This window comes from Thalassospira sp. A40-3 (genome assembly GCF_015871485.1).
Lineage (GTDB): Bacteria > Pseudomonadota > Alphaproteobacteria > Rhodospirillales > Thalassospiraceae > Thalassospira > Thalassospira tepidiphila.
This window is the reverse complement of record NZ_CP065428.1, coordinates 673,293-695,794: the sequence shown is the minus strand read 5'-3', so window position 1 is coordinate 695,794 and position 22,502 is coordinate 673,293. Positions and strand designations below refer to the sequence as shown.

At 55.2% G+C, this 22,502-nt stretch carries 24 protein-coding genes; 9 read left to right on the top strand and 15 right to left on the bottom strand.

What is annotated here, in order from left to right; all coding sequences use genetic code 11:
- Window positions 1-220: 220 nt before the first annotated feature.
- The 6 genes from IT893_RS03095 to IT893_RS03070 all read left to right on the top strand — a co-directional run bounded on the left by IT893_RS03095 (window position 221) and on the right by IT893_RS03070 (window position 6,295).
- Window positions 221-943: a gamma-glutamyl-gamma-aminobutyrate hydrolase family protein gene (locus IT893_RS03095; RefSeq protein ID WP_197146786.1), complete on the top strand. Its 723-nt coding sequence runs from the start codon at window positions 221-223 to the stop codon at window positions 941-943.
- Entirely contained in the window at window positions 940-2,250 is a 1,311-nt protein-coding gene (locus tag IT893_RS20285; RefSeq protein ID WP_197146785.1) for a pseudouridine synthase, read from the top strand. The genes IT893_RS03095 and IT893_RS20285 overlap by 4 nt, the downstream gene beginning before the upstream one ends.
- Before the next feature lie 5 nt (window positions 2,251-2,255).
- Window positions 2,256-2,825 carry a 16S rRNA (guanine(966)-N(2))-methyltransferase RsmD gene (rsmD, locus tag IT893_RS03085; RefSeq protein ID WP_120225543.1) on the top strand — a complete coding sequence of 190 codons (570 nt, stop codon included), beginning with the start codon at window positions 2,256-2,258 and terminating at the stop codon, window positions 2,823-2,825.
- A 68-nt stretch (window positions 2,826-2,893) separates the two neighbouring features.
- Complete coding sequence (locus IT893_RS03080) at window positions 2,894-3,475, top strand: helix-turn-helix domain-containing protein (RefSeq protein WP_197146784.1); 582 nt, start codon at window positions 2,894-2,896, stop codon at window positions 3,473-3,475.
- A 97-nt stretch (window positions 3,476-3,572) separates the two neighbouring features.
- A complete protein-coding gene (locus IT893_RS03075) occupies window positions 3,573-4,751 on the top strand; it encodes a CynX/NimT family MFS transporter (RefSeq protein ID WP_197146783.1) in 1,179 nt (392 codons plus the stop codon).
- Window positions 4,752-4,837: 86 nt separating this feature from the next.
- Complete coding sequence (locus IT893_RS03070) at window positions 4,838-6,295, top strand: serine hydrolase (protein WP_197146782.1); 1,458 nt, start codon at window positions 4,838-4,840, stop codon at window positions 6,293-6,295.
- An 18-nt stretch (window positions 6,296-6,313) separates the two neighbouring features.
- Here the strand turns inward: IT893_RS03070 and chrA are convergent, their stop codons facing one another.
- The 4 genes from chrA to IT893_RS03050 form a co-directional block, all read right to left on the bottom strand.
- Window positions 6,314-7,537, bottom strand: a complete 1,224-nt coding sequence (gene chrA, locus IT893_RS03065; protein WP_197146781.1) for a chromate efflux transporter — start codon at window positions 7,535-7,537, stop codon at window positions 6,314-6,316.
- Window positions 7,538-7,748: 211 nt separating this feature from the next.
- Complete coding sequence (locus IT893_RS03060) at window positions 7,749-9,224, bottom strand: AMP nucleosidase (protein WP_008891503.1); 1,476 nt, start codon at window positions 9,222-9,224, stop codon at window positions 7,749-7,751.
- Between the two features lie 514 nt (window positions 9,225-9,738).
- Window positions 9,739-9,981 carry a hypothetical protein gene (locus tag IT893_RS03055; RefSeq protein WP_197146780.1) on the bottom strand — a complete coding sequence of 81 codons (243 nt, stop codon included), beginning with the start codon at window positions 9,979-9,981 and terminating at the stop codon, window positions 9,739-9,741.
- A gap of 1 nt (window position 9,982) precedes the next feature.
- Window positions 9,983-10,510 carry an RNA polymerase sigma factor gene (locus IT893_RS03050; protein WP_197146779.1) on the bottom strand — a complete coding sequence of 176 codons (528 nt, stop codon included), beginning with the start codon at window positions 10,508-10,510 and terminating at the stop codon, window positions 9,983-9,985.
- Window positions 10,511-10,855: 345 nt separating this feature from the next.
- On the opposite strand from IT893_RS03050, the gene IT893_RS03045 reads away from it, so the two are divergent.
- Window positions 10,856-11,065 carry a hypothetical protein gene (locus IT893_RS03045; protein ID WP_197147766.1) on the top strand — a complete coding sequence of 70 codons (210 nt, stop codon included), beginning with the start codon at window positions 10,856-10,858 and terminating at the stop codon, window positions 11,063-11,065.
- 76 nt (window positions 11,066-11,141) lie between these two features.
- Here the strand turns inward: IT893_RS03045 and IT893_RS03040 are convergent, their stop codons facing one another.
- Both IT893_RS03040 and IT893_RS03035 read right to left on the bottom strand, forming a co-directional pair.
- Window positions 11,142-11,696 (bottom strand): YqaA family protein, encoded by a 555-nt coding sequence (locus IT893_RS03040; RefSeq protein ID WP_252724064.1) that lies wholly within the window; start codon window positions 11,694-11,696, stop codon window positions 11,142-11,144.
- A gap of 133 nt (window positions 11,697-11,829) precedes the next feature.
- Window positions 11,830-12,285, bottom strand: coding sequence for a hypothetical protein (locus IT893_RS03035; protein ID WP_008891498.1), 456 nt, complete (start codon window positions 12,283-12,285; stop codon window positions 11,830-11,832).
- Between the two features lie 228 nt (window positions 12,286-12,513).
- On the opposite strand from IT893_RS03035, the gene IT893_RS03030 reads away from it, so the two are divergent.
- Both IT893_RS03030 and IT893_RS03025 read left to right on the top strand, forming a co-directional pair.
- Window positions 12,514-13,017: a Dps family protein gene (locus IT893_RS03030; protein WP_008891497.1), complete on the top strand. Its 504-nt coding sequence runs from the start codon at window positions 12,514-12,516 to the stop codon at window positions 13,015-13,017.
- 76 nt (window positions 13,018-13,093) lie between these two features.
- Window positions 13,094-14,476: a diacylglycerol kinase family protein gene (locus tag IT893_RS03025; protein WP_252724063.1), complete on the top strand. Its 1,383-nt coding sequence runs from the start codon at window positions 13,094-13,096 to the stop codon at window positions 14,474-14,476.
- Between the two features lie 59 nt (window positions 14,477-14,535).
- On the opposite strand, the gene ftsY is transcribed toward IT893_RS03025, so the two are convergent.
- The 9 genes from ftsY to rpmH form a co-directional block, all read right to left on the bottom strand.
- Window positions 14,536-15,471 carry a signal recognition particle-docking protein FtsY gene (ftsY, locus tag IT893_RS03020; protein WP_197146776.1) on the bottom strand — a complete coding sequence of 312 codons (936 nt, stop codon included), beginning with the start codon at window positions 15,469-15,471 and terminating at the stop codon, window positions 14,536-14,538.
- Window positions 15,468-16,715 (bottom strand): tRNA (N(6)-L-threonylcarbamoyladenosine(37)-C(2))-methylthiotransferase MtaB, encoded by a 1,248-nt coding sequence (gene mtaB, locus IT893_RS03015; protein ID WP_197146775.1) that lies wholly within the window; start codon window positions 16,713-16,715, stop codon window positions 15,468-15,470. Before mtaB ends, ftsY begins: the two co-directional genes overlap by 4 nt.
- Before the next feature lie 227 nt (window positions 16,716-16,942).
- The gene (locus tag IT893_RS03010) at window positions 16,943-17,965 is read right to left on the bottom strand and encodes a GGDEF domain-containing protein (RefSeq protein WP_197146774.1); all 1,023 of its coding nucleotides are present in this window, start codon (window positions 17,963-17,965) and stop codon (window positions 16,943-16,945) included.
- A 150-nt stretch (window positions 17,966-18,115) separates the two neighbouring features.
- The gene (argB, locus tag IT893_RS03005; protein ID WP_008891492.1) at window positions 18,116-19,045 is read right to left on the bottom strand and encodes an acetylglutamate kinase; all 930 of its coding nucleotides are present in this window, start codon (window positions 19,043-19,045) and stop codon (window positions 18,116-18,118) included.
- Window positions 19,046-19,084: 39 nt separating this feature from the next.
- Entirely contained in the window at window positions 19,085-19,747 is a 663-nt protein-coding gene (gene yihA / locus IT893_RS03000; protein WP_197146773.1) for a ribosome biogenesis GTP-binding protein YihA/YsxC, read from the bottom strand.
- Between the two features lie 71 nt (window positions 19,748-19,818).
- A complete protein-coding gene (gene yidC / locus IT893_RS02995; protein WP_063087289.1) occupies window positions 19,819-21,525 on the bottom strand; it encodes a membrane protein insertase YidC in 1,707 nt (568 codons plus the stop codon).
- Between the two features lie 45 nt (window positions 21,526-21,570).
- Window positions 21,571-21,870: a membrane protein insertion efficiency factor YidD gene (gene yidD, locus IT893_RS02990; protein WP_040824357.1), complete on the bottom strand. Its 300-nt coding sequence runs from the start codon at window positions 21,868-21,870 to the stop codon at window positions 21,571-21,573.
- Window positions 21,871-21,875: 5 nt separating this feature from the next.
- A complete protein-coding gene (gene rnpA, locus IT893_RS02985) occupies window positions 21,876-22,325 on the bottom strand; it encodes a ribonuclease P protein component (protein ID WP_231959723.1) in 450 nt (149 codons plus the stop codon).
- Between the two features lie 16 nt (window positions 22,326-22,341).
- Window positions 22,342-22,476 carry a 50S ribosomal protein L34 gene (rpmH, locus tag IT893_RS02980; protein ID WP_007091264.1) on the bottom strand — a complete coding sequence of 45 codons (135 nt, stop codon included), beginning with the start codon at window positions 22,474-22,476 and terminating at the stop codon, window positions 22,342-22,344.
- Window positions 22,477-22,502: the final 26 nt, after the last annotated feature.

Sequence of the window (22,502 nt, the reverse complement as noted above, 5' to 3'; positions counted from 1 at the left end):
GTTTTTACTTCATTTTAGGGCCTGTATGTTCACAGTGCTACCAAGCAGATAATGGGTCAAGCGATCATCTGGCGGGTTGCCGGTGAAGCTTTACTGACGACGGCCCGCAGAAACGCATGGACCATCCGCGTGAATTGCCGTTGCCCTTAAAGGGTTACACAGGTAGTTTCCGCGTGACTTTATTCGCGAACCTGTCACCAGCATCAAGGCTATTTCGATCATGACCACGCGCAAGCCGATCATTGGTATCACACTCGATTCCGAAGAACCGGGGGGCTATTCCAAATTCCCGTGGTATGCGCTGCGTGAAAACTATGCCGGTGCGGTGACCGAGGCAGGCGGCATTCCGATGCCTTTGCCCCACGAGGTGGAACTGGTGCCCGATCTGCTTGATCTGATTGACGGGTTGGTCGTGACCGGTGGCGCGTTTGACGTGGATCCGAGCCTGTTTGGTGCGACGGAAAAACACGACACGGTTGTCACCAAGGATCGGCGCACCAAATTTGAATGGGCGATGGCCGAAGGCGCGCTTAAGCGCGACATGCCGGTTCTGGGCATTTGCGGTGGTCAGCAGCTTTTGAACGTTATTCTGGGCGGATCGCTGATCCAGCATATCCCGGATGCGGTTGAAAACTGCTTGGCCCACGAACAGCCGAACCCGCGCAACGAGCCCGGCCATGATGTCACGGTCGAACCCGATACGTTTCTGGCGAAGATCGTTGGCGATGTGAAAAACCTTTCGGTCAATTCCGCTCACCATCAGGCGGTGGCGGGTGTTGGCCCGGATGTGATCATCAATTCCTATGCGCCAGACGGCGTGATCGAGGGGATTGAGCATCCGAAATATCGTTATTGTCTCGGGGTCCAGTGGCATCCCGAATTCCATATCAGTTCGGGCGATGCGAAGATTTTCGACGCCCTGATTTCCGAGGCCCGCAAATGAGCGACAAGAACACCACCCCGGATGACAACAAGCCCGAACGCATTGCCAAGCGCATTGCGCGCTCAGGTGTTTGTTCGCGACGTGATGCCGAACGCATGATTGCCGAAGGGCTTGTGCGTCTGAATGGCAAGAAGCTTGATACCCCGGCCGTCACCGTCACCGACGAAGATGAAATCATCGTCGATGGCAAGCCGCTTCCCGAAAAGGAAAAGCCGCGTCTTTGGCGCCTGTTTAAAAAGCGCGGTCTGGTCACCAGCCACCGCGATGAGCAGGGCCGCGACACGGTGTTTGAGCATCTGCCAAGTTACGTCCCACGCGTGATTTCGGTCGGTCGGCTTGATCTCAACTCCGAAGGTTTGCTGTTGCTGACCAACGATGGCGAGCTTGCCCGCTATCTTGAACTGCCTGCCACCGGCTGGGCGCGGCGTTATCGCGTGCGCGTGCATGGGCAAATTGACCCGGCCAAGCTCAAGCAGCTTGAAGACGGCGTCACGGTCGACGGGATCAATTATGGCTCCATCCAGGCTGAGGTTGACGTTCAGAAAGGCACCAATGCCTGGATGACCGTAACGCTTCGCGAAGGCAAGAACCGTGAAATTCGCCGTGTGATGGAACATCTTGGCTGGCCGGTGACGCGCCTGATGCGTGTTTCCTATGGCCCGTTCCAGTTGGGCAATCTGGCCCCTGGCGAGTGCGAAGAAATCACCGGCAAGGTCATGAAAGAACAGCTCGCTGCGTTCTTTAAGGGCGACTATTCCAAGGTTTCCGAAAAGAAATCGGTTGCCCGTGGCGGCACGTCGCGCCCGAAGGCCCCGCGCACTGTCTTTGGCCAACCGGCACAGCGCAAACGCCCGCAAGGCGGTCCGAACACCGCCGCCCAGAATGCCGAGGCCGACGAACAGCGTGAAACCCGCGAACGCCCATCTGGTGATGCTGCACGGAAAGGCCCGCGCATCGGGGCTGCCCCGCGTGCCGGTGGCCGTGGCAAACCGGCTTCTGGCGGGGATCGCCAGGAACGCGATATGCGCGAAGAACGCGGATCATCACGCCCGACCAACAAGGGCCGTGGCCGTTACAGTGCCGAAGGCAAAGCTTCCGGTGGACGTGATGGCGGTCGCGACGGCGGTCGTGATGGCGGACGGGGCACTGGTGGCCGCGAAGGCAAGCCGGGCTTCATCGAAGGACGCGGTCGTGGAAAGCCAAATGGCAAACCATCGGGAAAACCTGCTGGTCGTTCCGGCGATACCACACATAGTGCGCCCGGTCGCAAGCCGTCCGGTAACCGTCCGCGCGGCAAGAAGGACTAAGCTGAATGCGGATTGTCGGTGGCACCCATCGTGGCAGGCTTCTGAACGCACCGGAAGGACGCGATACGCGCCCGACCCTTGATCGGGTGCGCGAAGCCCTGTTTAGCATCCTGTCACACGCATCGCGCTGGTATGAGGATGACTTTAATCCGCTTTATGATGGCGTGATCCTTGATGCCTTTGCCGGATCGGGTGCGCTTGGCCTTGAAGCCATTTCACGCGGGGCGGAACGCGCAGTGTTCTTTGACAATGACCGCAAGGCGATTGCAATCATCGAACAAAATATCGACACCCTTCGCATTGCCGACCAGGCAAGCGCACGGCGCGCGGATGCCACCAAGCCACCACGCGCAAGCACTCCCGCCAGCATGGTGTTTTTGGATCCGCCCTATGGCAAAGACCTGATCGATCCCAGCATCACGGCCCTGGCCCAGGCCGGGTGGATTGATGATAACACCTTGATTGTTGCCGAACGCGATCCGCGCGATCCGGAAATCGCACTTGAAGATTTTTATCTGTGCGACAGTCGCAAATATGGCCGCTGCCAGATTGATATCGGGCGTTTTATCGCCTGATTGCAGCAAAGCTGCCCGGCAGCGCATTCTGTGATAGATTTGACTACCTGCACTACCGGTTGATCGTCATGAAACGCCTATCCAATAGTTCACCAGACAAGGAATTTGGTCGCCTTTTGCGCCAGTGGCGGCGCGCAAGCGACATCAAACAATCGCGTCTGGCCGATATTCTGGGCGTAACACAGGCAACCGTTTCGCGCTGGGAAAGCGGCGCGCAAAGTCCGGCCCCGCTGCAATACGACCTGATCCATCAAATGATGACGCGCAAACGCAATTTCCGCCTTGATCAGGCGATCAAACGGCTGGTTTTGCATTCATCACAGCGTGTCCACCTGATCGAAGACAGATCACACCGTCTTCTTTGTTTGTCGCGCCCGCGTGAAAACGAGTGGCAACGTGACAGCACGCCGCTGCTTGGCACCTCGCTGTGGTGCTTTGCGACCCCGGAAATCGCATCAGCAGAAAAAAGCCTGCATGACCTTGGCTGGCACGAGGATCAGACCGATCACCTGACCTTTGAAAACTCCCGCCGGGAGGGCGCACCGCTGCGGATTGTCGATACATATATCCTTTGGGAACGGTTTTTCCTGTCTGATGGCACGGCAGTGCGCCTGACCACCGGGTTTGATCAGAAGCCGGTTCATATCTGATACGGATCATCCGCGCATATTTCATACGTGGCATTCTTTCCAGAATATCGGTAATCAGTCCCTTCAAGTGCACCGTCCTGCCCCACGGAACTGATCCATGCCGCCCATCACCGCCGTTATCATTCTTTACGGACTTGGACTGACCGCATCCATGCAGGTCGGTCTGATTGGCCCGATTGCACCTGACTTGCGCGCAAGCTTCGGGCTTAGTCAGGCGGAGTTCGGACTGGTGGCGTCCCTGATCACCGCAGCAGGCGCACTTTGTGCCATACCCGCCGGTGTCTGGGCGGCACGGGCCGGGCTGCGGAGGTCACTCGTCCTTGGCTGCATGATGATGGTTGCGGGCGCGCTGATCTTTGCGACCGCAAGCGTGAGCAGCCTTCTATATGTCGGGCGGATTGTCACCAGTGTTGGCTATCTTCTGATTGTTGTCGGCGCGCCAAGCTGGATGGCGGCCTTCACAAACCCCAAGCTTGTCGCCATGGCCATGAGCATCTGGGGCACCTTCATCCCGGTTGGCATTGCCCTTGGCAACTGGGTCAGTGCGGCTGTGGTGACATGGATGGACTGGCGGATCGCTGTTGGGGTTTGCACCCTGCCGGTTCTGGTTTTGCTGCCGCTTCTTGCCCTGATGGAAAAACCCGAAATCGGAACCGCACGGCGATCACTTGTTGTCGGGGTGGTCGGTGTTTTGAAATCGCGCGCCGCCCTTCAGGTGGCGCTGACCTTTGGTGCGTTTGCGGGTGCAACGTCGGCCGCTTTGGCGTTCATGCCGGCCATGCTGGCAGACAACCTTGATATTGGCATTACGCTGTCGGCCGGGATCATCGGCACAACCGCAATTGCCGGCAATATTGTCGGCAGTGTCGCCGCCGGGACTGTTCTGGGCCGTGATGTTGCTGGCCGGACCATTCTGATTATATTTTTGCCGATGATGGCGACTGCCATTTCGACCCTCTATGTCAGTACCTCTCTACCGCTTAGCGTCACCGCGCTGATTATATTTAACGTCTGTCAAGGCATGGTCGCCGGAACGTGCTTTGCACTTTTGCCAAGGATCGCAAAGGACGGCCTTTCCATGCCCGCCCTGCAGGGCATGCTGGCACAATTCGCCGAGATTTTTGTCGTGATTGTTCCCCCATTTGCCGGGGCGATGATTGATCAAAATGGCTGGGCCGGGGCGGCTGTGGTTCTGGGTGGTTTTTACTTTGCAGGCTTCCTGATTACCTTACGAAAACCGGGCATGGCAGCCCCCATTAGACAAAATTCATCTTAGAACTATACGATACGATGGCTTGACCTATCCAGCGAAGCAGGCGACCCTTCCCTCCCACACAAATCAAAAAGATTCAGGGAAGTGGAATGCATTTGATCAAAGCCATCTTTATCGGACTGGTATTGATCGGCATTTCCGTTCTTGCTGTCTTCTTCATCTGGCTGGCCCCGGTGGGGGCTGCCTATAGCGCCAAGATCATGTGCTCCGCCATTTTTGTCGATGGCCTGACCTCCACACGGGCGCGCGATGTTGATGTTCTCGCCGACAACAATGCCCTTTTATCCCTGATCACCACCAATGTGGATCTGCGCAACCAGACTGTCAGTGCGCATGCCTTCGGGTTCCGCAAACGGTTTGCCGTTTATCGCCCCAACCTTGGCTGCACGCTGGCAGACGATCTGGATCATGTCGCCCAGTTGCGCAATTCGACCCCGGTGATGCGGCCGGTCGCACCGCGCCCGCTTCTGACGACACCGCCACCCGCCAATGTTGACCGACGGGCGCTTAACAACATCCTGTTTGACGTCATGGATGAGCCGGGCCTGAATCCGGAACGGCGGACGCGTGCAGTTGTGATCTTACATAACGGCAAGGTGGTTGCGGAGCGCTATGCCGAGGGTATAACAACCGACACGCCGCTGCCCGGCTGGTCGATGACCAAAAGCGTTTTCAACGTCATCCTCGGTCGCATGCAGTTCGAAGGCATGATGCCCGACATCCAGGACCCGGTCCTGATCAACGAATGGCAGGCAGAGCCAAACGACCCTCGCGCAACCATCAATTACGATGATCTGCTTCGCATGCGAAGCGGCCTTGAGTTCGATGAAAGCTACGCCAATCCGCTATCAGACGTGGTGCAGATGCTGTTTATCGAACCTGCGGCGGCGGGTTATGCGGTATCCATGCCGCTGGAAAACACGCCGGGCAGTGATTTCGCCTATAATTCCGGGGCAAGTAACATCCTGTCAGCAGCCATCCGTAATCTGAGCGGGTCACGTTCGACCTATCTCAGCCGACCGACAGAACTTCTGTTCCGTCCGCTTGGCATGAGCAGTGCGGTGATCGAAACCGACCCGGAAGGCTATTTTATCGCCTCAAGCTTCATGCATGCATCCGCACGCGACTGGGCCAAGATCGGCCAGTTGTTCCTGCAAGATGGCGTGTGGGAGGGTGAACGCCTGCTGCCCGAAGGATGGGTCGGATATTCCACCAGCCCCGCCGCAGAAGACCCGTATGGTCTTTATGGCGCACATTGGTGGATTGACCTGCCCGGCAGCCGGAACGAGGATGGCACCCCCCGTAATGACGTGCCGCACATCCCCGAGGACGCCTATTTCGCGCTTGGTCATGATGGCCAGTCGCTTACTGTCATTCCGTCCAGAAACCTCGTGGTGGCACGTTTCGGCGTCACCCGCAATTCCGGCGCATTCAAGCTGCGTCAGTTCATTGCCGACCTGAGTGCCATTTTCCCGGCGACTTCAGATGCCCCGGCGGATGCGCCGATCGGATCGGACGCCACAACGACAGGGGCAAATGACGGCTGATTGCGCCAGTTGGTGTAATCACAAAAGACCCGTCAGATACCCAACCACAGCACCAGCACCGACAACGGCCCAGACCGGGGCAATCCGCCATTGCAGGATTGCGAAAACCAAAATCACGCACCCGATATCAAAGATATCAAGATTGGCACCGGTCCAGATCGGATCATACAAAACCGCCGCCAAAAGGCCGACCACGGCCGCATTCACCCCCATCAGCCCGGCCCGCATGGATGGGATATGCCGCACACGATCCCAGAACGGCAGAAGCCCCACCACCAATAACCATGCCGGCAGGAAAATCGCGATCAATGTCACAACGGATGTGATGCCACTGACCCAAATTCCCGTACCACCAGACCCGGTATGCAGGGCTGCCCCCAAATAGGCGGCAAAGGTAAAGATCGGACCGGGTACGGCCTGGGTTGCGCCATATCCCGCAAGGAACGTCTCGGCATCAACCCAGCCCGGTGTCACCACAGCATTTTGCAGCAGGGGCAAAACCACATGCCCGCCACCAAACACCAGGGCACCACTGCGATAAAAGCCGTCAATCACGGCAAAAAGTCCGGTGGGATCGAGCTTTGCCAAAATGGGCAACAGAACAAGCAGAGCAAAGAATGCGCAAAGGGCCGCAACAGCCCCCTTGGCCGAGCGCGGCACAGAGCCGGGATCGGCATCCGCGCCCACCTTGTCGCGAAGCAGCAAAAAGCCCGCCAGCACCCCGCCAAGGATGACGCCAAACTGGGCCATCACCGTTTCACTGGCAATCATGATAGCCGCGGCCAACACGGCAAGAATGGCACGCGGAACATCCGGACACAGGCTGCGCGCCATGCCAAGCAGGGCATGAAGAACAACCCCGACCGCCACCAGCTTAAGGCCGCGAATGATCCCCTCGACCGTGCCAAGATCAAATCCGACAAAGGCCATGCCAAGGGCGGCCAACACAATCGCGGATGGCATGGTAAATCCAAGCCAGGCGACCAGTGATCCGCGCAAACCACCAAGCGCCATGCCAATACCCATACCGACCTGCGAACTGGCAGGCCCCGGCACGAACTGGCAAAGTGCCACCAGATCGGCATAGCGCGCATCACTCAGCCATTTGCGGCGCGCGACAAACTCTTCACGGAAATAACCGATATGCGCAACCGGCCCACCAAAACTGGTCAAGCCAAGACGCAGAAAAATCAGGAAGATTTTCCAAAGACCAACATCACCAATCGGCAATGAAGATGCCATGTTATCTGTGGAACTTTTTGTGGTTTTGTTGTGTGGCGTTGCGTTTGGCATATGATTGTCCTGCCCTACCCCTGATTTTGCCTGACCATACGCAATCGCACAAAGGCGGCAAAGCCAAAATCGGGACCACAGCCATTCGTCACAATTCCATAACAAAACCCCGCCTGTGGCGATCTGCCACAGGCGGGGTTTTGGTGTGATCATTCACGCCTTAGCGGAAGGCTGGTTCGTCCAGGGAACGCAATTTGCGCGAATGGAGCTGATTGACGTCCTGACGGAGCGTATCAATCGTATCCAGACCCACCTGCAAATGCTGACCTATACGCTGGCGATAGAAATTGTTCGCCATACCGGGCAGCTTCAATTCGCCGTGGACTGGTTTGTCCGACACACACAAAAGCGTGCCATACGGTACCCGGAACCGGAAACCGTTGGCAGCAATGGTCGCACTTTCCATATCGACTGCGATGGCACGTGACTGGTTGAGGCGAACAAACAGTTCGCTATACCGCAGTTCCCAGTTCCGGTTATCGGTGGTTGCCACCGTGCCGGTCCGCATGCGCGCCTTCATTTCACGGCCCTTAAGGCCGGTGATTTTTGTGACCGAATCTGCCAGGGCGACCTGCACCTCGGCAATTGGCGGCACCGGAATCCACAGCGGCAGGTCCGAATCAAGCACGTGATCGTCACGGACATAGCCATGTGCCAGAACATAATCACCAAGCAGCTGGCTACGTCGCAATCCGGCACAGTGCCCCAACATCAACCAACAATGCGGCCTCAGAACGGCGATATGGTCGGTTGCCGTTTTGGCGTTCGACGGCCCCACACCGATATTGACCAGCGTGACACCAAGACCATCTTCGCGGATCAGATGATAGGATGGCATCTGCGGCAGTTGTTTGACCGCCTCACCGCTTTCAACCCAGCCCTTCGGCGCGTTTTTGCGCACGCTGACTTTCGGCCCCGGCTCGACAAATGCGACATAGGGGCTTTTCGGGTCATCAAGCTGTGCCTTGGCGAATTCGATGAATTCATCGACATAGCGCTGATAGTTGGTGAACAGAACGAACTTCTGGAAATGTTCGGGGGCTGTTGCCGTGTAGTGACGCAGGCGTGCCAGCGAATAATCCACACGTTCACCGGAAAACAGCGACAATGGCTTTGGCCCCGGGGTCGCGTTCGCGCCGTAATGAACGCCATTGGCGATATCATCATCGGTCCGCGCCAGATCGGGCATATCAAAAATCAGCTGCATCGGGCGGATATCATTCGGACCGATACTGTCCGTCGCCGTTTCAACCAGAAACGGCAACGGGATCGGACGGTCCGACACCCCCACCACGACCGGAACGTCATGGTTTTTGAGCAGAAGTTCGATCTGCTCGCGGTAATATTCTTCAAACAGGTCGGGCCGGGTCAAGGTCGTTCCATAAACACCCGGATCGCGCGGTGCGCCAAATGACAGGGTGCTTTCGACATGCAGCTTTTCCGGCGGCACTTCGATGCCGAGATACGGATAATACGCACGTATCGGAGAAGATTGTTGGCCTTGACCGAAACGGTTAAACGCCTCTTGGACGGCATTGGCACCGGTCGCATAAATATCCTTGATGCGCGCAAGTGCCCGGTCGGCGTCCGTGAATTCAAACAGATCGCGTACCGATCCATGGACTTCTGAAACCATATTGGTTGCTCCTTTTTGTTATTGTTGTTTGGGTCTTTTGCCAGATCACGAAGCATAAAACAGCGACGGATCAATGACAAAACCCCTTGGAGCGAGAGATTTATCACCGCTCGCCCGGCTTCTGACAACCGAAAACTTTGCCATCACTTTCAATCCAGACGTCAAAACGGCTGATTTGTGGATATCGGAAAGTTTATAATTCGCACCTTTCCCGGCATTTTCAGAAACTTATGAAATATATGTCGGGTCTATTTTCAAAAATTCCAAATGACAGTTTTGAGGAGACCGTCATAACCCGCAAGGTCTGCACGCAAAGCTGGCGGCGCGAAACGACCGGTATTTTGAAAACAGGGCAAAAAAAATGCCGAAACCGGGGGACGGTTTCGGCAATTTCAGGGAAGGGCCTTAGACGTTGAGGGAAAAGACGATCAACCCTGATGTACTGTATTTATATGACCAGCGGTCATTTATGTCAATTCTATTTAATGCAAGATGAAATTTTCTCACTTTCGCATCAATTCAGGACATCTGAATTATCCGCTATGCTCTGCAATCTTTTAAGCCGTCTGCGCACAGTATCCTTAGATGTCCAATGGTCACCACAGTCGGTAACTTCAAGCTTTTTGACGATTCTGGCAGCGCGCGGGTCACTCTCGACCAGGCTCTCGATGTCCTGTTTTTCTTCGTCGTCTTCAAGCGTCCCGCGTACATAGCCAAGAATGTGATCTTTGCCATATATCGCAAGAACCAGGCTCATATCATGCGGCCTCCGAGACATAACGTGATGCGTGTTCGCGGGCTTCGATTCGACCAACCGATGCGCGCAACTTGCGACGCGCCCGACCCACGCGGGACTTAACGGTACCGATCTCAACTGACATCTGATCGGCGGCGTCCTGGTAAGACACATCATCAACAGCCGTCAGCATGATGGCTTCGCGTTCCTGCTCGGGCAGGCTTTCAAGTACGCGATCAGCATCACGAAGCTGCAGACGGGCCATCTGATTGCTGCCGTGACCATAGACATCGCCAAGGTCATCCCAATCGACCTGCGGGCCACGCGTCTTTTCACGACGTTTTCCGGAAATGAACGTGTTGAACAGAATACGGTGCAACCAGGCTTTCAGGCTGGTGCCTTCTTCGAACTGGTCCTTTTTGCTGATGGCTTTCAACAGCGTGTCCTGGACCAGATCCTGAGCCATGTCGTTGCTGCCGGTCAGACGATATGCATGACGGCGCAGTGCAGGCACATGATTTTCGATTTCGTTCATCACTTGTTCAGACATCACAACCTCCTTGTTCGGATGAGCTGACCGTAACAAACCAAAATAAAAATAAAAGTAAAATCGTATGCTCTACTTATGCAACACAAGGAACACACATATACTACACAACACAATGAACAAACCTACTTTACACAACGTAATTCGATTGATCACTTTACCTTATTTACGACTTATGATTACTTTACATTACTTACATCAGATATCGAACTGACACATACTCAGCAAGATGGTTGTGTTATGGAACAAACAGCGGTAACGTAACTTACTCCAAAATTCTTGAACGCTTTGATTTTCAATGGCTTCAGGCGGTTTTAAGAACCCCTGAAAATGACAGGAAACCCCTAAGTGCCGACGTCGAAGAGAACAGAAAAGCTCCAGATCATGCTTGATGACGACGAGCTGAAAGTCATTGATGACTGGCGATTTGACCATCGGATGCCGACCCGTGCGGCCGCAATCCGCGAACTTATTCGTCGCGGCTTGGTCACCGAGGACATCGATGATCCCGACACCGAGGGCAAAAGCACCAGTGATTTCCGCATCGAGCCGGAATAAAAAATTTGATTTCCCTAACAAAAATCCCCGGCCAAAGCCGGGGATTTTTGTATTTCGCAGATATTTTGAACCGAAATTACGGACTTTCACGCCCGAGTTCGGGCTTTCGGCCTTCGAAGATTCGGGCAATTCCTGCACCAAATCCCAGAACCAGCAACCACAATCCGTAATATCGGATCGCACGCGATGCCGTGATCGCAATCAGAAACAACCAGATCGGATAGGATGTCGCCCCTGCGGCCAGGGCGGCAAGCTGCATCGGGACCGGTGTAATACTGATCGCAAAGACCACCCAGAATCCGCCTTCGGCAAATCGGCCTTCCAGATCTTCGAATTCCTGCTGCCCGCCAACCAGATCAATAAGCGGCTGGGCAAGGTCATCAAACAAAACCCACGCCAAAAGATATAAGGCCACCGCACCCAGCACACTGCCTGCCAGTGTTACGGATGCCACAATAAACCCGCGCGTCCGTGAAGCCGCCATGATCGGGGCAACGATGACTTCGATCGGAATCGGGATGATCGTGGTTTCAAGAAACGACGCGACAGAAATCCCCCCAAGTCCCTTGCGTCCCTCTGCAAGTTTGGCGAGGCGGGACTTGGCATATGCCAACCCGTTTTTTATCCGCATTCCTGTTTTTTGATTATCGCCCGACATATTCTGTTCCTTGTTGGCGGTCCTGCCCCAAAATAAAAGCAGCCCGCCCGAAGCCGGGCGGGCTGCTAACCTCGGACGTCATCCGCCGAGTTCAGGTTGTGACGTCTTATTCGGCGGTCTGAGTATCCGAGATGGCCTTCTGCGCATCTTCAAGCGCATTTACAGTGTTGGCCTTTACATCTTCCCAGGTTTCCGCAGATGCATCCTTGGCATTTTCCAGGGCATCGCTCAGCTCATCGCTTGCGCTGTCCCAGGCCTCAGCCATTTCTTCGACAGCATCTTCGCTATCATCCTTAACTTCGGCAGAAACCTCGTCGTACTGTTCGCCAAGCTGTTTGGATTTGGCGTCAACCCAGGCAAGGAAGTCTTCTTTCTGCTCGAACGTAAAGTCTTTGGCTTCTTCATACTGGGCTGCAATTTCATTGCCCAGTTCATTGACGTCGGACTTCACTGCATCGTCGGTCGCCATGGTGTCCGAGCTGTCAGACCCGGCATAAGCCGGCGCCATTACAGAAACAGACATAAGTACAGTACCGATCATCAGCATATTCTTGTTCAACATCACAACCTCCTTATTAAACAAACACAGCACAATTACTTGCACGCTGCTTACCATTCACAACGGATGGTGCGAAAGAATGTTCCAATTGTGTTGATTTTATTTTCTGGAACCTTCTGGCGGAATGCACGTTTCATCTGCAAGCGCCCACAAAACGAAACGGGGTACAGCGCAATAAAGAATGCGCAATCCGATTTCACGGGCACGCTGTAAACAAAAGGAGTTTTAGTTATGGCACATAGCAGTATGCAGACCGTTGCGAAGGAAGTTCCCGTCGAGACCGGCGTGGACCGCAAGGATCGTCGCGAACTGGCGAAAATGCTGACCAAGATCGTTGGCTCGTCGCATGTACTGTATGCCAAAGTTCGTGGTGTTCACTGGAATGTGGTGGGTCCGGCTTTCTATTCGCTCCACAACATGACCGAGGAGCATTACGAGGACCTCAACACCGCCATTGACGACATGGCGGAACGCATCCGCGCCATCGGCTTTACGGCGCCAACGGGTCTCAGCGAGATGATGGAAAACTCGTCCATCAAGGATCAGACCAAACTTCTTTCGACCGAAGACATGGTCAAGGAACTGGTCGAGGATCACGAAAAAATGGCCCGCCTGCTCCGTGACGGGGTGGCTGCCGCCGAGGAAGTTGATGATGTGAAAACCGCCGACATGCTGACCGAGCGGATCGGTGTTCACGAAGAAGCAGCATGGATGCTGCGTGCAACGATCTCGTAATCATGCCAATATGATATGATGAACCGGCGCCTTCGGGTGCCGGTTCTTTTTTGTGCCCCCAAACCAACGGTACAGCATGATGAAAAGCTCTGATCTGACTGGCAAGGTCCACTTGCTGCTGACGAAGTCGAAACTCCCCGACGAGTGGCGTGATAACGGCGCACAGCCGCTGCGCAATGTGTTCGAAGATGCCGGTTACAAGACCGAGCTGACGCTGTGCGATAACCCGGACGTCATCAAGGAACAGATCAGCACCACCTGCGCACCGGGTGATATCGTCGCGGTTGGCGGTGGTGATGGCACCATTAATGCGGTCCTTGATACCGTGATTTCGCAAAAGGTCGTTCTCATTCCGGTGCCGCTTGGCACGGCAAACGATTTTGCCCGCACCCTGACATTGCCTGACGATCTGATTGATGCGGCGCGCGCGTCCATCCACGGCCAGATCAGAATGCTTGATATCGGCAGCGTGAATGACAAAAGCTTTGTCAATGCGGCCAGCATTGGCGTACCCGCCGATGCCCGCAAACGCATCAATCCCGACCTTAAGCAGACATTGGGGGCCATCAGCTATGCGGTTGCCAACTGGCAAAGCTGGCATGAAATGGATCCGCTTGATCTGACCATCACGTGCGGCGAAGACGACCCACAAGCCATGAAGCTGCGCCAGGTCACCATCACCAATGGCCGATATTTCGGCGGCGGATTGCGCCCGAGCGAAACCAAAAGCCCGGAAGACGGTCTTTTGCACATGTTTGCCATTCGCGACAGTGTCGACACGCTAAGCGGCCTTGATATCGCAGCCGAACTGTTGTTTGGCTCGGTCGATGACAGCAGCTATGCGACGTCAATTCAGTGCGACACGATCAAGGTCGACGGCGAAGACGGTGCGCCCATTCTGGCCGACGGCGAAATCATCGGCAAACTTCCGGCCAAATTTGCCATCCGGGCGGCGGTTCTGCCGGTCTTTGCCCCGAACAGTTTCGTCGACGAGGTTATCAATGACGGGGAGGCAAAGACCAAAACCTTGCCCCAGCAGAACGAGATTAATGACGTCATGCGCGACACCATTGATTTCGCCGTACGTCTGGAGGCGATTTACCCTGTCGCACAGAACAGCGCGCTCAAATCGCTTTGCCATGACGCGGCAGGCCATTTGCGCAGCCATGCCCGCCAGCTTGAACTGGGCGTGCGTCCCTTCGGGATCAATGCCGCCTCCCCCGACCCGGATCTTCAGAACCTTGAAGAACTCCGCGACAAGGTTATGGGCTGGTTGCTGGGCAATGCCGATACCCGCCTTGCCAATGGCCTGAAAGCACGGGCGGACACCCTGACAACAGAAATACACGCGATCTCATTGGACAACCAACCGGCTGAGGTCTCAAAGGCCCTCGACGGGCTGGCAACGGAAATAGTCGATTTTTCCAAAACGCTGGATCGTATCGCCAAGGATCTCTGAGATACAAAAGGACCGCCAAACGGCGGTCTTTTTTTTGGGCTTTCTTTTGTAACTCTTGGTTAGTCTTCCAGACCGGCAAGACTTCTGGCAAAGGATTTGGCCTCGAACGGTCTCAGATCTTCGGCAGACTCACCCACACCAATCGCATGCACCGGCTTGCCGAACTTCTCGGCCAGTGCGACAACGACGCCGCCCTTTGCTGTGCCATCAAGCTTGGTGACGATAAGACCCGATACATTGGTTGCCTGACCAAAGGTCTCGACCTGTGAGTGCGCGTTCTGACCGGTGGTGGCATCCAGCACCAGAAGCGTGTCATGCGGTGCCGTTTCATCGCGCTTTTTAATCACGCGGACGATCTTTTTAAGCTCGTCCATCAGGTGTGCCTTGTTTTGCAGGCGACCGGCCGTATCAATCAGCAACAGGTCATAACCTTCACGCTGAGCCTGCTCGATCGCATCAAAGGCAAGACCTGCGGCATCGGCCCCCGTGTCGCGTGCAATCACCGGGCAATCGGTGCGTTCGCCCCAGACTTTAAGCTGCTCGACCGCAGCCGCACGGAACGTATCGCCGGCTGCCATCATGACCTTGAGGCCCTGATCCTTATAGGTCTTGGCAAGCTTGCCGATAGTCGTGGTTTTGCCCGATCCGTTCACACCAACCACCAGCACCACATGCGGTTTCTTGCTGGCATCAATCACCAGCGGCTGCGCGACCGGTTCAAGGATCTTGGCAACTTCTTCGGCGATGAATTCCTGGATTTCGGCGGAATCGACTTCCTTGTCAAACCGGGTCTTGGACAGTTCCGCGCTCAGTTTCGCGGCTGTCGTCACGCCAAGGTCGGATGTGATCAGAAGGTCTTCGAATTCTTCAAGCGCTTCATCATCAAGACGGCGCTTGGTGAAGATATCGGAAATGCCGGTGGTCAGTTTTGAGGAGGACCGTTTCAGCCCGTCTTTCAGGCGGCTAAACCAGCTTTTTTTCCCCTCTTCACTCATCCCGCAAGCTCCGCTATCAGTTTTCCATCTTCAAGGCCGGTGACTTTGGCCTTTGCTATCGTGCCCGCTTCTATCACGCGATCCAGCAGAACGGGAGCAAAATGCTCCGTATGGCCGGTATTTTCCTTTTCAACCAACACATTCTCGGTCATGCCGATGCGCGATTGCAGGAACTTGTTCAGCTGTATCTCGCCCGCTTCGCGAAGGGCACTTGCCCGTTCCTTGCGCAGGTCCTTGGGCACTTGCGGCATCTTGGCCGCTGGTGTTCCCGGGCGCGAGGAATACGGGAAGACATGCAGATAAATCAGGCCGCATTCATCAACCAGACGCAGGGTATTTTCCGCCATTTCATCGGTTTCGGTCGGGAAACCGGCAATGATATCAGCACCGAACGTCACATCCGGGCGCAGATCGCGGACCTTTTTACAGAAATCGACAACGTCCTGACGCAGATGGCGGCGCTTCATGCGCTTAAGCACCATGTCGTCCCCGGCCTGCAGGCTGATATGCATATGCGGCATCAGGCGTGGCTCGGTTTCGATCAGACGAAACAGGTCTTCGTCCACCTCGACCGGGTCAATCGATGAAATGCGCAGGCGCGGCAGTTCCGGCACCTGCGCCAGCAACCGGCGCGACATTTGCCCCAGTGTCGGCTTGCCGGGCAAATCATGGCCATAGGATGTGATATCGACCCCGGTCAGAACCACTTCGCCATAACCATTCGCCACCAGTTCACGGACCTGGCTGACGATTTCCCCCATCGGCACACTGCGTGAATTACCGCGGCCATAGGGAATGATGCAGAACGTGCAGCGATGGTCACAGCCATTCTGGACCTGCACAAAGGCGCGCGCACGGCCCTCAAAGCCCGATACAAGGTGGCTTGCAGTTTCTTCGACCGACATGATGTCGTTGACCACGACCCGTTCATGTTCAGGCATCATGAAGGTTTCGGCCTTCATCTTGGCGTCGTTGCCAAAAATGCGATCAATCTCGCCCATATTGGCGAACTTGTCAGGATTGACCTGAACAGCACAGCCGGTAACGAAAATCTTGGCGTCCGGGTTTTCGCGGCGCAGACGGCGGATGCTTTGACGTGCCTGGCGTTCGGCCTCGGTCGTGACGGCACAGGTGTTGATGATGATGGCATCATCAAGTCCGGCATTTTTGGCATGGTCGCGCATCACCTCGGATTCATAGGTGTTAAGGCGACAACCAAATGTGACGACGCGCGGCTCTTTCATGCTCGGACTTCTGCGATCCAAAGTTCGGTTTTGGGAATTATTCCGCCAGCGCAATTCAAAAAGGATGCTGCAAGTGCGGAACGCCCGGCAAGGACATTGATCCTTGCCGGGCGCTGGTTACATACGCTTTTGAACGCTTCAATGCAAGTCCGCGGCCCTCATGGCACGCATGCATCGGGCGCGCAAATCATCGTCTGCCACTGATATCAAAGGTTGGAAAAGGCTGCTTACGCCGCGAAATTGCGATTACGGCCCTCTTTCTTCGCCCGGTAAAGCGCGCCGTCGGCACGGTCAATCAGTTTTGCGCCGCCTTCCTTGGCGACATATTCCGCAACACCAATCGATATGGTCATCTGACCAAACGATACGCCTGATTGCTTTGCCTTGATTTCACGTTCGGCAATGCGTTTACTCATATCATTTGCCAGTGACATGGCATCGACCAGCGGCGTCTGCGGCAGCAGAATGGCAAACTCGTCACCCCCATAGCGCGCGACAACATCGCGCCCCTTGATATTGGCCTTCAACATCGACGCAATCAGGACAAGGATTTCATCCCCGATGCGGTGACCAAACCGGTCATTGATCGCCTTGAACTGGTCAAGGTCGACAATCATCACACAGAATGGTTCGGGGTGCTTTGACGAGTCGTGCTCTGCAACAAGCAGGTTGAGCTGTTCTTCAAAATACATCCGGTTGGAAACGCGCGTCAGGCCGTCGGTATAGGATCGTTCACGGGTTTCTTCGAGTTCGCGTTGCAGCCTTTCGACCTTGCCAAGATACTGATCAAGGCGCTGATGCAGGCCTTCAACCGTGTGTTGCATCTCGTCGGTCTTTTCGATGATCTCGCTTAGAACCGGGCTGACATGCTGATGATCCTTGAGCGTATCAAGAGATCGCGTCAGCAGCGCACCATAATCCTGAAAACCGCTTCGCGCGGTTGTCAAACATTCATCGCTGCTTTCGACAAGCTCGGAAAAATCTTCCATCCCGCGCTGCAGGAAGTCTGCGGCCTGACGGTCGAAGATATAGCGGTAATACAACTGAAGAAGCGTATCCTCGGCCAAGGGTTCCCCGCTGGCCTGCACAGCGTCGATGACGCGCAGGATTTCGGGGTTTTCCTCGGCAAAATAGACAAACCAAACATGATACAGTTCGGGTGTCGGGCGCAGGCCACGCTCACGCAACGCCTTAAGGGTCGCATCCGCAAAATCCCAATGACGGGAAATCTGTTTTTCCGCTGTGGTCACAACGGGTGCTCCGGGCTTGTTTTCATTCGCAAAGACAATGCGTTATGCGTTTAGTGCATACCGATTTGCCTCAACATACTCCAAATTGCCCTTCGGAGCCAGATATAGGTCGAAATAAACTACCCTAAAGTGGTGGTTTAATATCGACCTTTAGTTACCTCTGATCATTGTGCCTGCACCGCGTTCGGTGAACAGTTCCAGCAAAACTGCATGTGGTGCGCGACCATCAACGATCACGGCGGCTTCGACCCCGTTTTCAACAGCATCCATGCAGGTTTCGGTTTTGGGAATCATTCCACCCTGAATGGTGCCATCCGCAATCATTGCATTGATGTGGGCGGTGTCGGCGTCCCGTACAAGGTTCTTGTTCTGATCAAGGATCCCTTTTACGTCGGTCAGCATGTAAAGACGGCTGGCACCAACGGCCTTTGCAATCGCACCGGCAGCCGTATCGGCGTTGATATTATAGGTCTGACCGTCTTCACCAACACCAATCGGTGAAATGACCGGAATAATGTCGGTATCGATAAAGCAATCTAGAACGTGCGGATCAACCTTCACCGGTTCGCCGACAAAGCCAAGATCAAGGACCTTCTCGATATTGCTTTCCGGATCGCGTTTGGTCCGCGTCAATTTACGCGCGGTAATCAGGTTGGCATCCTTGCCGCACAGACCAACACCAACGCCGCCTGCGGCATTGATGTTTGATACGATTTCCTTGTTGATCTTGCCGGCCAGAACCATTTCGACAACATCGATGGTCTGCTGATCGGTGACACGCAGGCCATCAACGAATTCCGACTGGATATTAAGCTGCTTGAGCATCTGACCGATCTGCGGTCCGCCGCCATGCACAACAATCGGGTTCATGCCGACCTGTTTGAGCAGCACCATGTCCTGGGCAAACAAACGCGCCAGTTCAGGATCACCCATCGCATGGCCGCCATATTTGACGACTATTTTCTGCCCGTTAAAGCGGCGCATAAAGGGAAGAGCCTCGGAAAGCACCTGGGCACGTGCCAGCATGCGATATGCGCTGGCTTCCGATTGGTCTTCTTCAGAACGGGTTTGGTCGTTCATGTCACTTCCCCATATTGTCGCTTTATGTGCCTGCCGGGATCAAAGCAGGGTGGATATTTCTGCCCGCAATTCGGCAAGGCCGGTATTCTTCTCGCTTGAAGTCGCAAAAATTTGCGGCAGGGCTGCCGGGTGTTTGATCAACCCGTCGACCACTTCCTTGATGCGTTTTTCAAGCTGTCCCTTTTTTAACTTGTCTGCCTTGGTCAGCACAACCTGATAAGGCACAGCAGCCTCATCAAGCAGCTTCATCATATCCAGATCAGCCTTCTTGAAGCCGTGTCTGGAATCAATCAAAACAAACACACGGCGCAGCGTTACACGCCCGCGCAGATACTGTTTGATCAAAGCATGCCACGTATCAACGATATCCTTGGGTGCCTGGGCAAAGCCATAGCCCGGCAAGTCCACGATATAGCACGCACCATCAAGATCGAAATAGTTCAACTGCTGGGTCCGGCCCGGCGTGTTTGACGTACGCGCAATGTCCTTACGGCCGGTGATCGCGTTGATCAGGCTGGACTTGCCGACGTTTGAACGCCCGGCAAAACAGATTTCTGTTTTGTCTTCCGGCGGCAGTTGTTCGAGCTGTGCGACGCCAAGAACGAAGTTAACCGGGCGGCTAAAAAGCTTCCGCCCGGCTTCGATCACTGAGTCTTCATGCGTCGGTATTGAAGTTGCCGACGGCAGGTTTTCTTGTGTCATCGTCTTTCCTTCCCCGATCTGTCGGGGATGCTCCCCGAAGGGAAGGTCAACCCGTGAAGGGTAGATGGGGATTAAATCCCCATCTTGTACATGATGTAGCGCTGCTGTGCGATGGACAGCAGGTTGTTCCACGCCCAGTAAATCACCAGACCTGCCGGGAAGCTTGCCAGCATGAAGGTAAAGATGAACGGCAGGAACATCATGATCTTCGCCTGGGTCGGATCAGCCGGCGCCGGGTTCAGTTTCTGCTGCAGATACATGGTAACACCCATGATCAACGGCCAGACACCAATCATCAGCATCTGCGGCGGATCCCATGGGATCAAACCGAACAGGTTAAACAGCGAGGTCGGATCGGGCGCCGACAAATCCTGAATCCAGCCAAAGAATGGCGCGTGGCGCATCTCAATGCTGACAAACAGAACCTTATACAGCGCAAAGAAGACCGGGATCTGCACAATGATCGGCAGACAGCCCGAAGCCGGGTTGATCTTCTCACGCTTGTAAAGCGCCATCATTTCCTGTTGCTGACGCTGACGGTCGTCCTTGAACTTCTCGCGCATCTCGGTGATTTGCGGCTGCAGCTTTTTCATCGCACTCATCGATTTGTACGACTTGTTGGCCAGCGGGAACATGATCGCCTTGATGATGACCGTGATGATCAGGATCGAAACGCCAAAGTTGCCAACCAGATGATAGAGATACTGCAGGAACAGGAAGAAAGGCTTGGTCAGGAAGTAGAACCAGCCAAAGTCAATCGCGAGATCGAAGTTGGTGATCCCGTAATCCTCGGCATAAGTATCAAGCAGGGTCACTTCCTTGGCACCGGCAAACAGGCGCGTCTCGGCAGCACCTTCACTACCAGCCGCAATCGTGCGCGGGGCACCAAGGTAGTCGGTCTGATACTTGTCAGCATTTTCCGCAACATGATGGCTAAAGCGCGTGGTCATTTCCTCGTCCGAGGAAGGTGCCAGTGCAACCAGCCAATATTTGTCGGTAATGCCAAGCCAGCCACCGGTGGTTTTCTGTTCGATCGCACCGTCATCCGCCAGATCGTCATAATCGATCTCGGTGAGCGTACCGTCGATCACGCCAAGCGGACCTTCATGCAGGATATAGAACCCGGCAGTCTGCGGCTTGTTCTTGCGCGAAATCAGGCCATAGGGATACAGAACGACATCGCCGCCGGTATTGTTGACCACCGACTGGTTGACGGTAAACAGATAGTTCTCGTCAATCGCGATTTCACGTTTGAAGGTCAGGCCTTCACCGTTGTCCCAGGTCAGGGTGACCGGGCTGTCTGGTGTCAGCAATTCTTTATCAGCGGTCCACTGGGTGTCGCTGCTTGGCAGCGCCATACCGCTTTTCGCACCGACCCAGCCGAACTCTGCGAAATAGGCATCGTTGCTGCCGGTCGGGTTCAGAACGTGGATCAGCGGGCTGTCAGGTTCTTCGGTCTCGCGGTAATCCTGAAGCTGAATGTCGTCGATCACACCACCGACAAGACGAATCGAACCTTCGACGCGCGGGGTATCAATCTTGATTCGTGGCGATTTGGCCAGCGCGTCTTCGCGCTTAACAGCCGGAACAGTGGGTTGACCACCCGGTACGGCCGGACCGGATACCTGCGGCGCGTTGGTTCCGTCCGCATTAAGCTGTTCGCGAACCTGCGCTTCACGAACCTGAGGACCAGGCTCGGGCGCAAAGAAGAATTGCCACCCGATAAGAATCACAACTGCCGATGCAATTGCTACCCACAGGTTACGTTGTTCGTTCATCGCCTCTTTCCGCTTTTTTCAGCCAGCAGGTGCCGACCGCATATTCTATTTACATGACGAAAGCGCCGGGGACCGGTTTTCACCATCCGACGACGCTTTGTTCTGTTCACAGCCACATCCGGGCACGGGATCATAACCATGACCACCCCATGGATGGCAACGCATTATCCGTTTAAATCCCATCCAGCCGCCTTTTAATGCACCATGACGGGCCAATGCTTCGAGCATAAAAGCCGAACAGGTCGGCTGATAACGGCACGACCACCCGATATATGGCGACAAAAACAGCTGATAGCCGCGAACTGCGACTTGAAGAAGACGGGCAAAAAAACCGGGAGCACGCATGAATGTCATTTTCCCGGGCCTCCTGCCTTCGTCGAACCGGCTGACTTGCTGTTGGCGCGTCCTTTTTTCGGACGACGCGCATCAGGCGCAGACGGCTTGGCATCAGGAACCCGACGCAGGGCAAAACGCATATCATCAATCAGCTTGTCAAACGGCCGATCAATGGTCTGCGCACGACCGATCACAACATAGTCCCAACCGGGCAATGCGTGTTCGCTCATCAATTGCTCTGCCACAGCACGCAAACGCCGCCGAACGCGATTGCGGACGACGGCCTTTCCCACCTTTTTGGTGACGGTAAACCCGACTCGTACGAGTCGGTCTTCACCGGCGTATTCTGTGTCCGGTTTGATCCCCGGCCGCGGTGCGCCCTGCAGGATCAATCCCTGTGTAACCCATTTCCGGCGGGTGCCCGCAACACGGAGAAACTCCGCCCGCTTTTTAAGGCGTTCCACCGAAACGGTCACGACATTAGGCCGACAGACGCTTGCGGCCCTTGGCGCGGCGTGCGGTCAGCACACGGCGGCCACCGACGGTCGCGCTGCGGGAACGGAAGCCGTGGCGGCGTTTCCGTACGAGTTTGCTTGGCTGGTAGGTGCGCTTCACTGCACTTACTCCGTTCTAAATAAGGT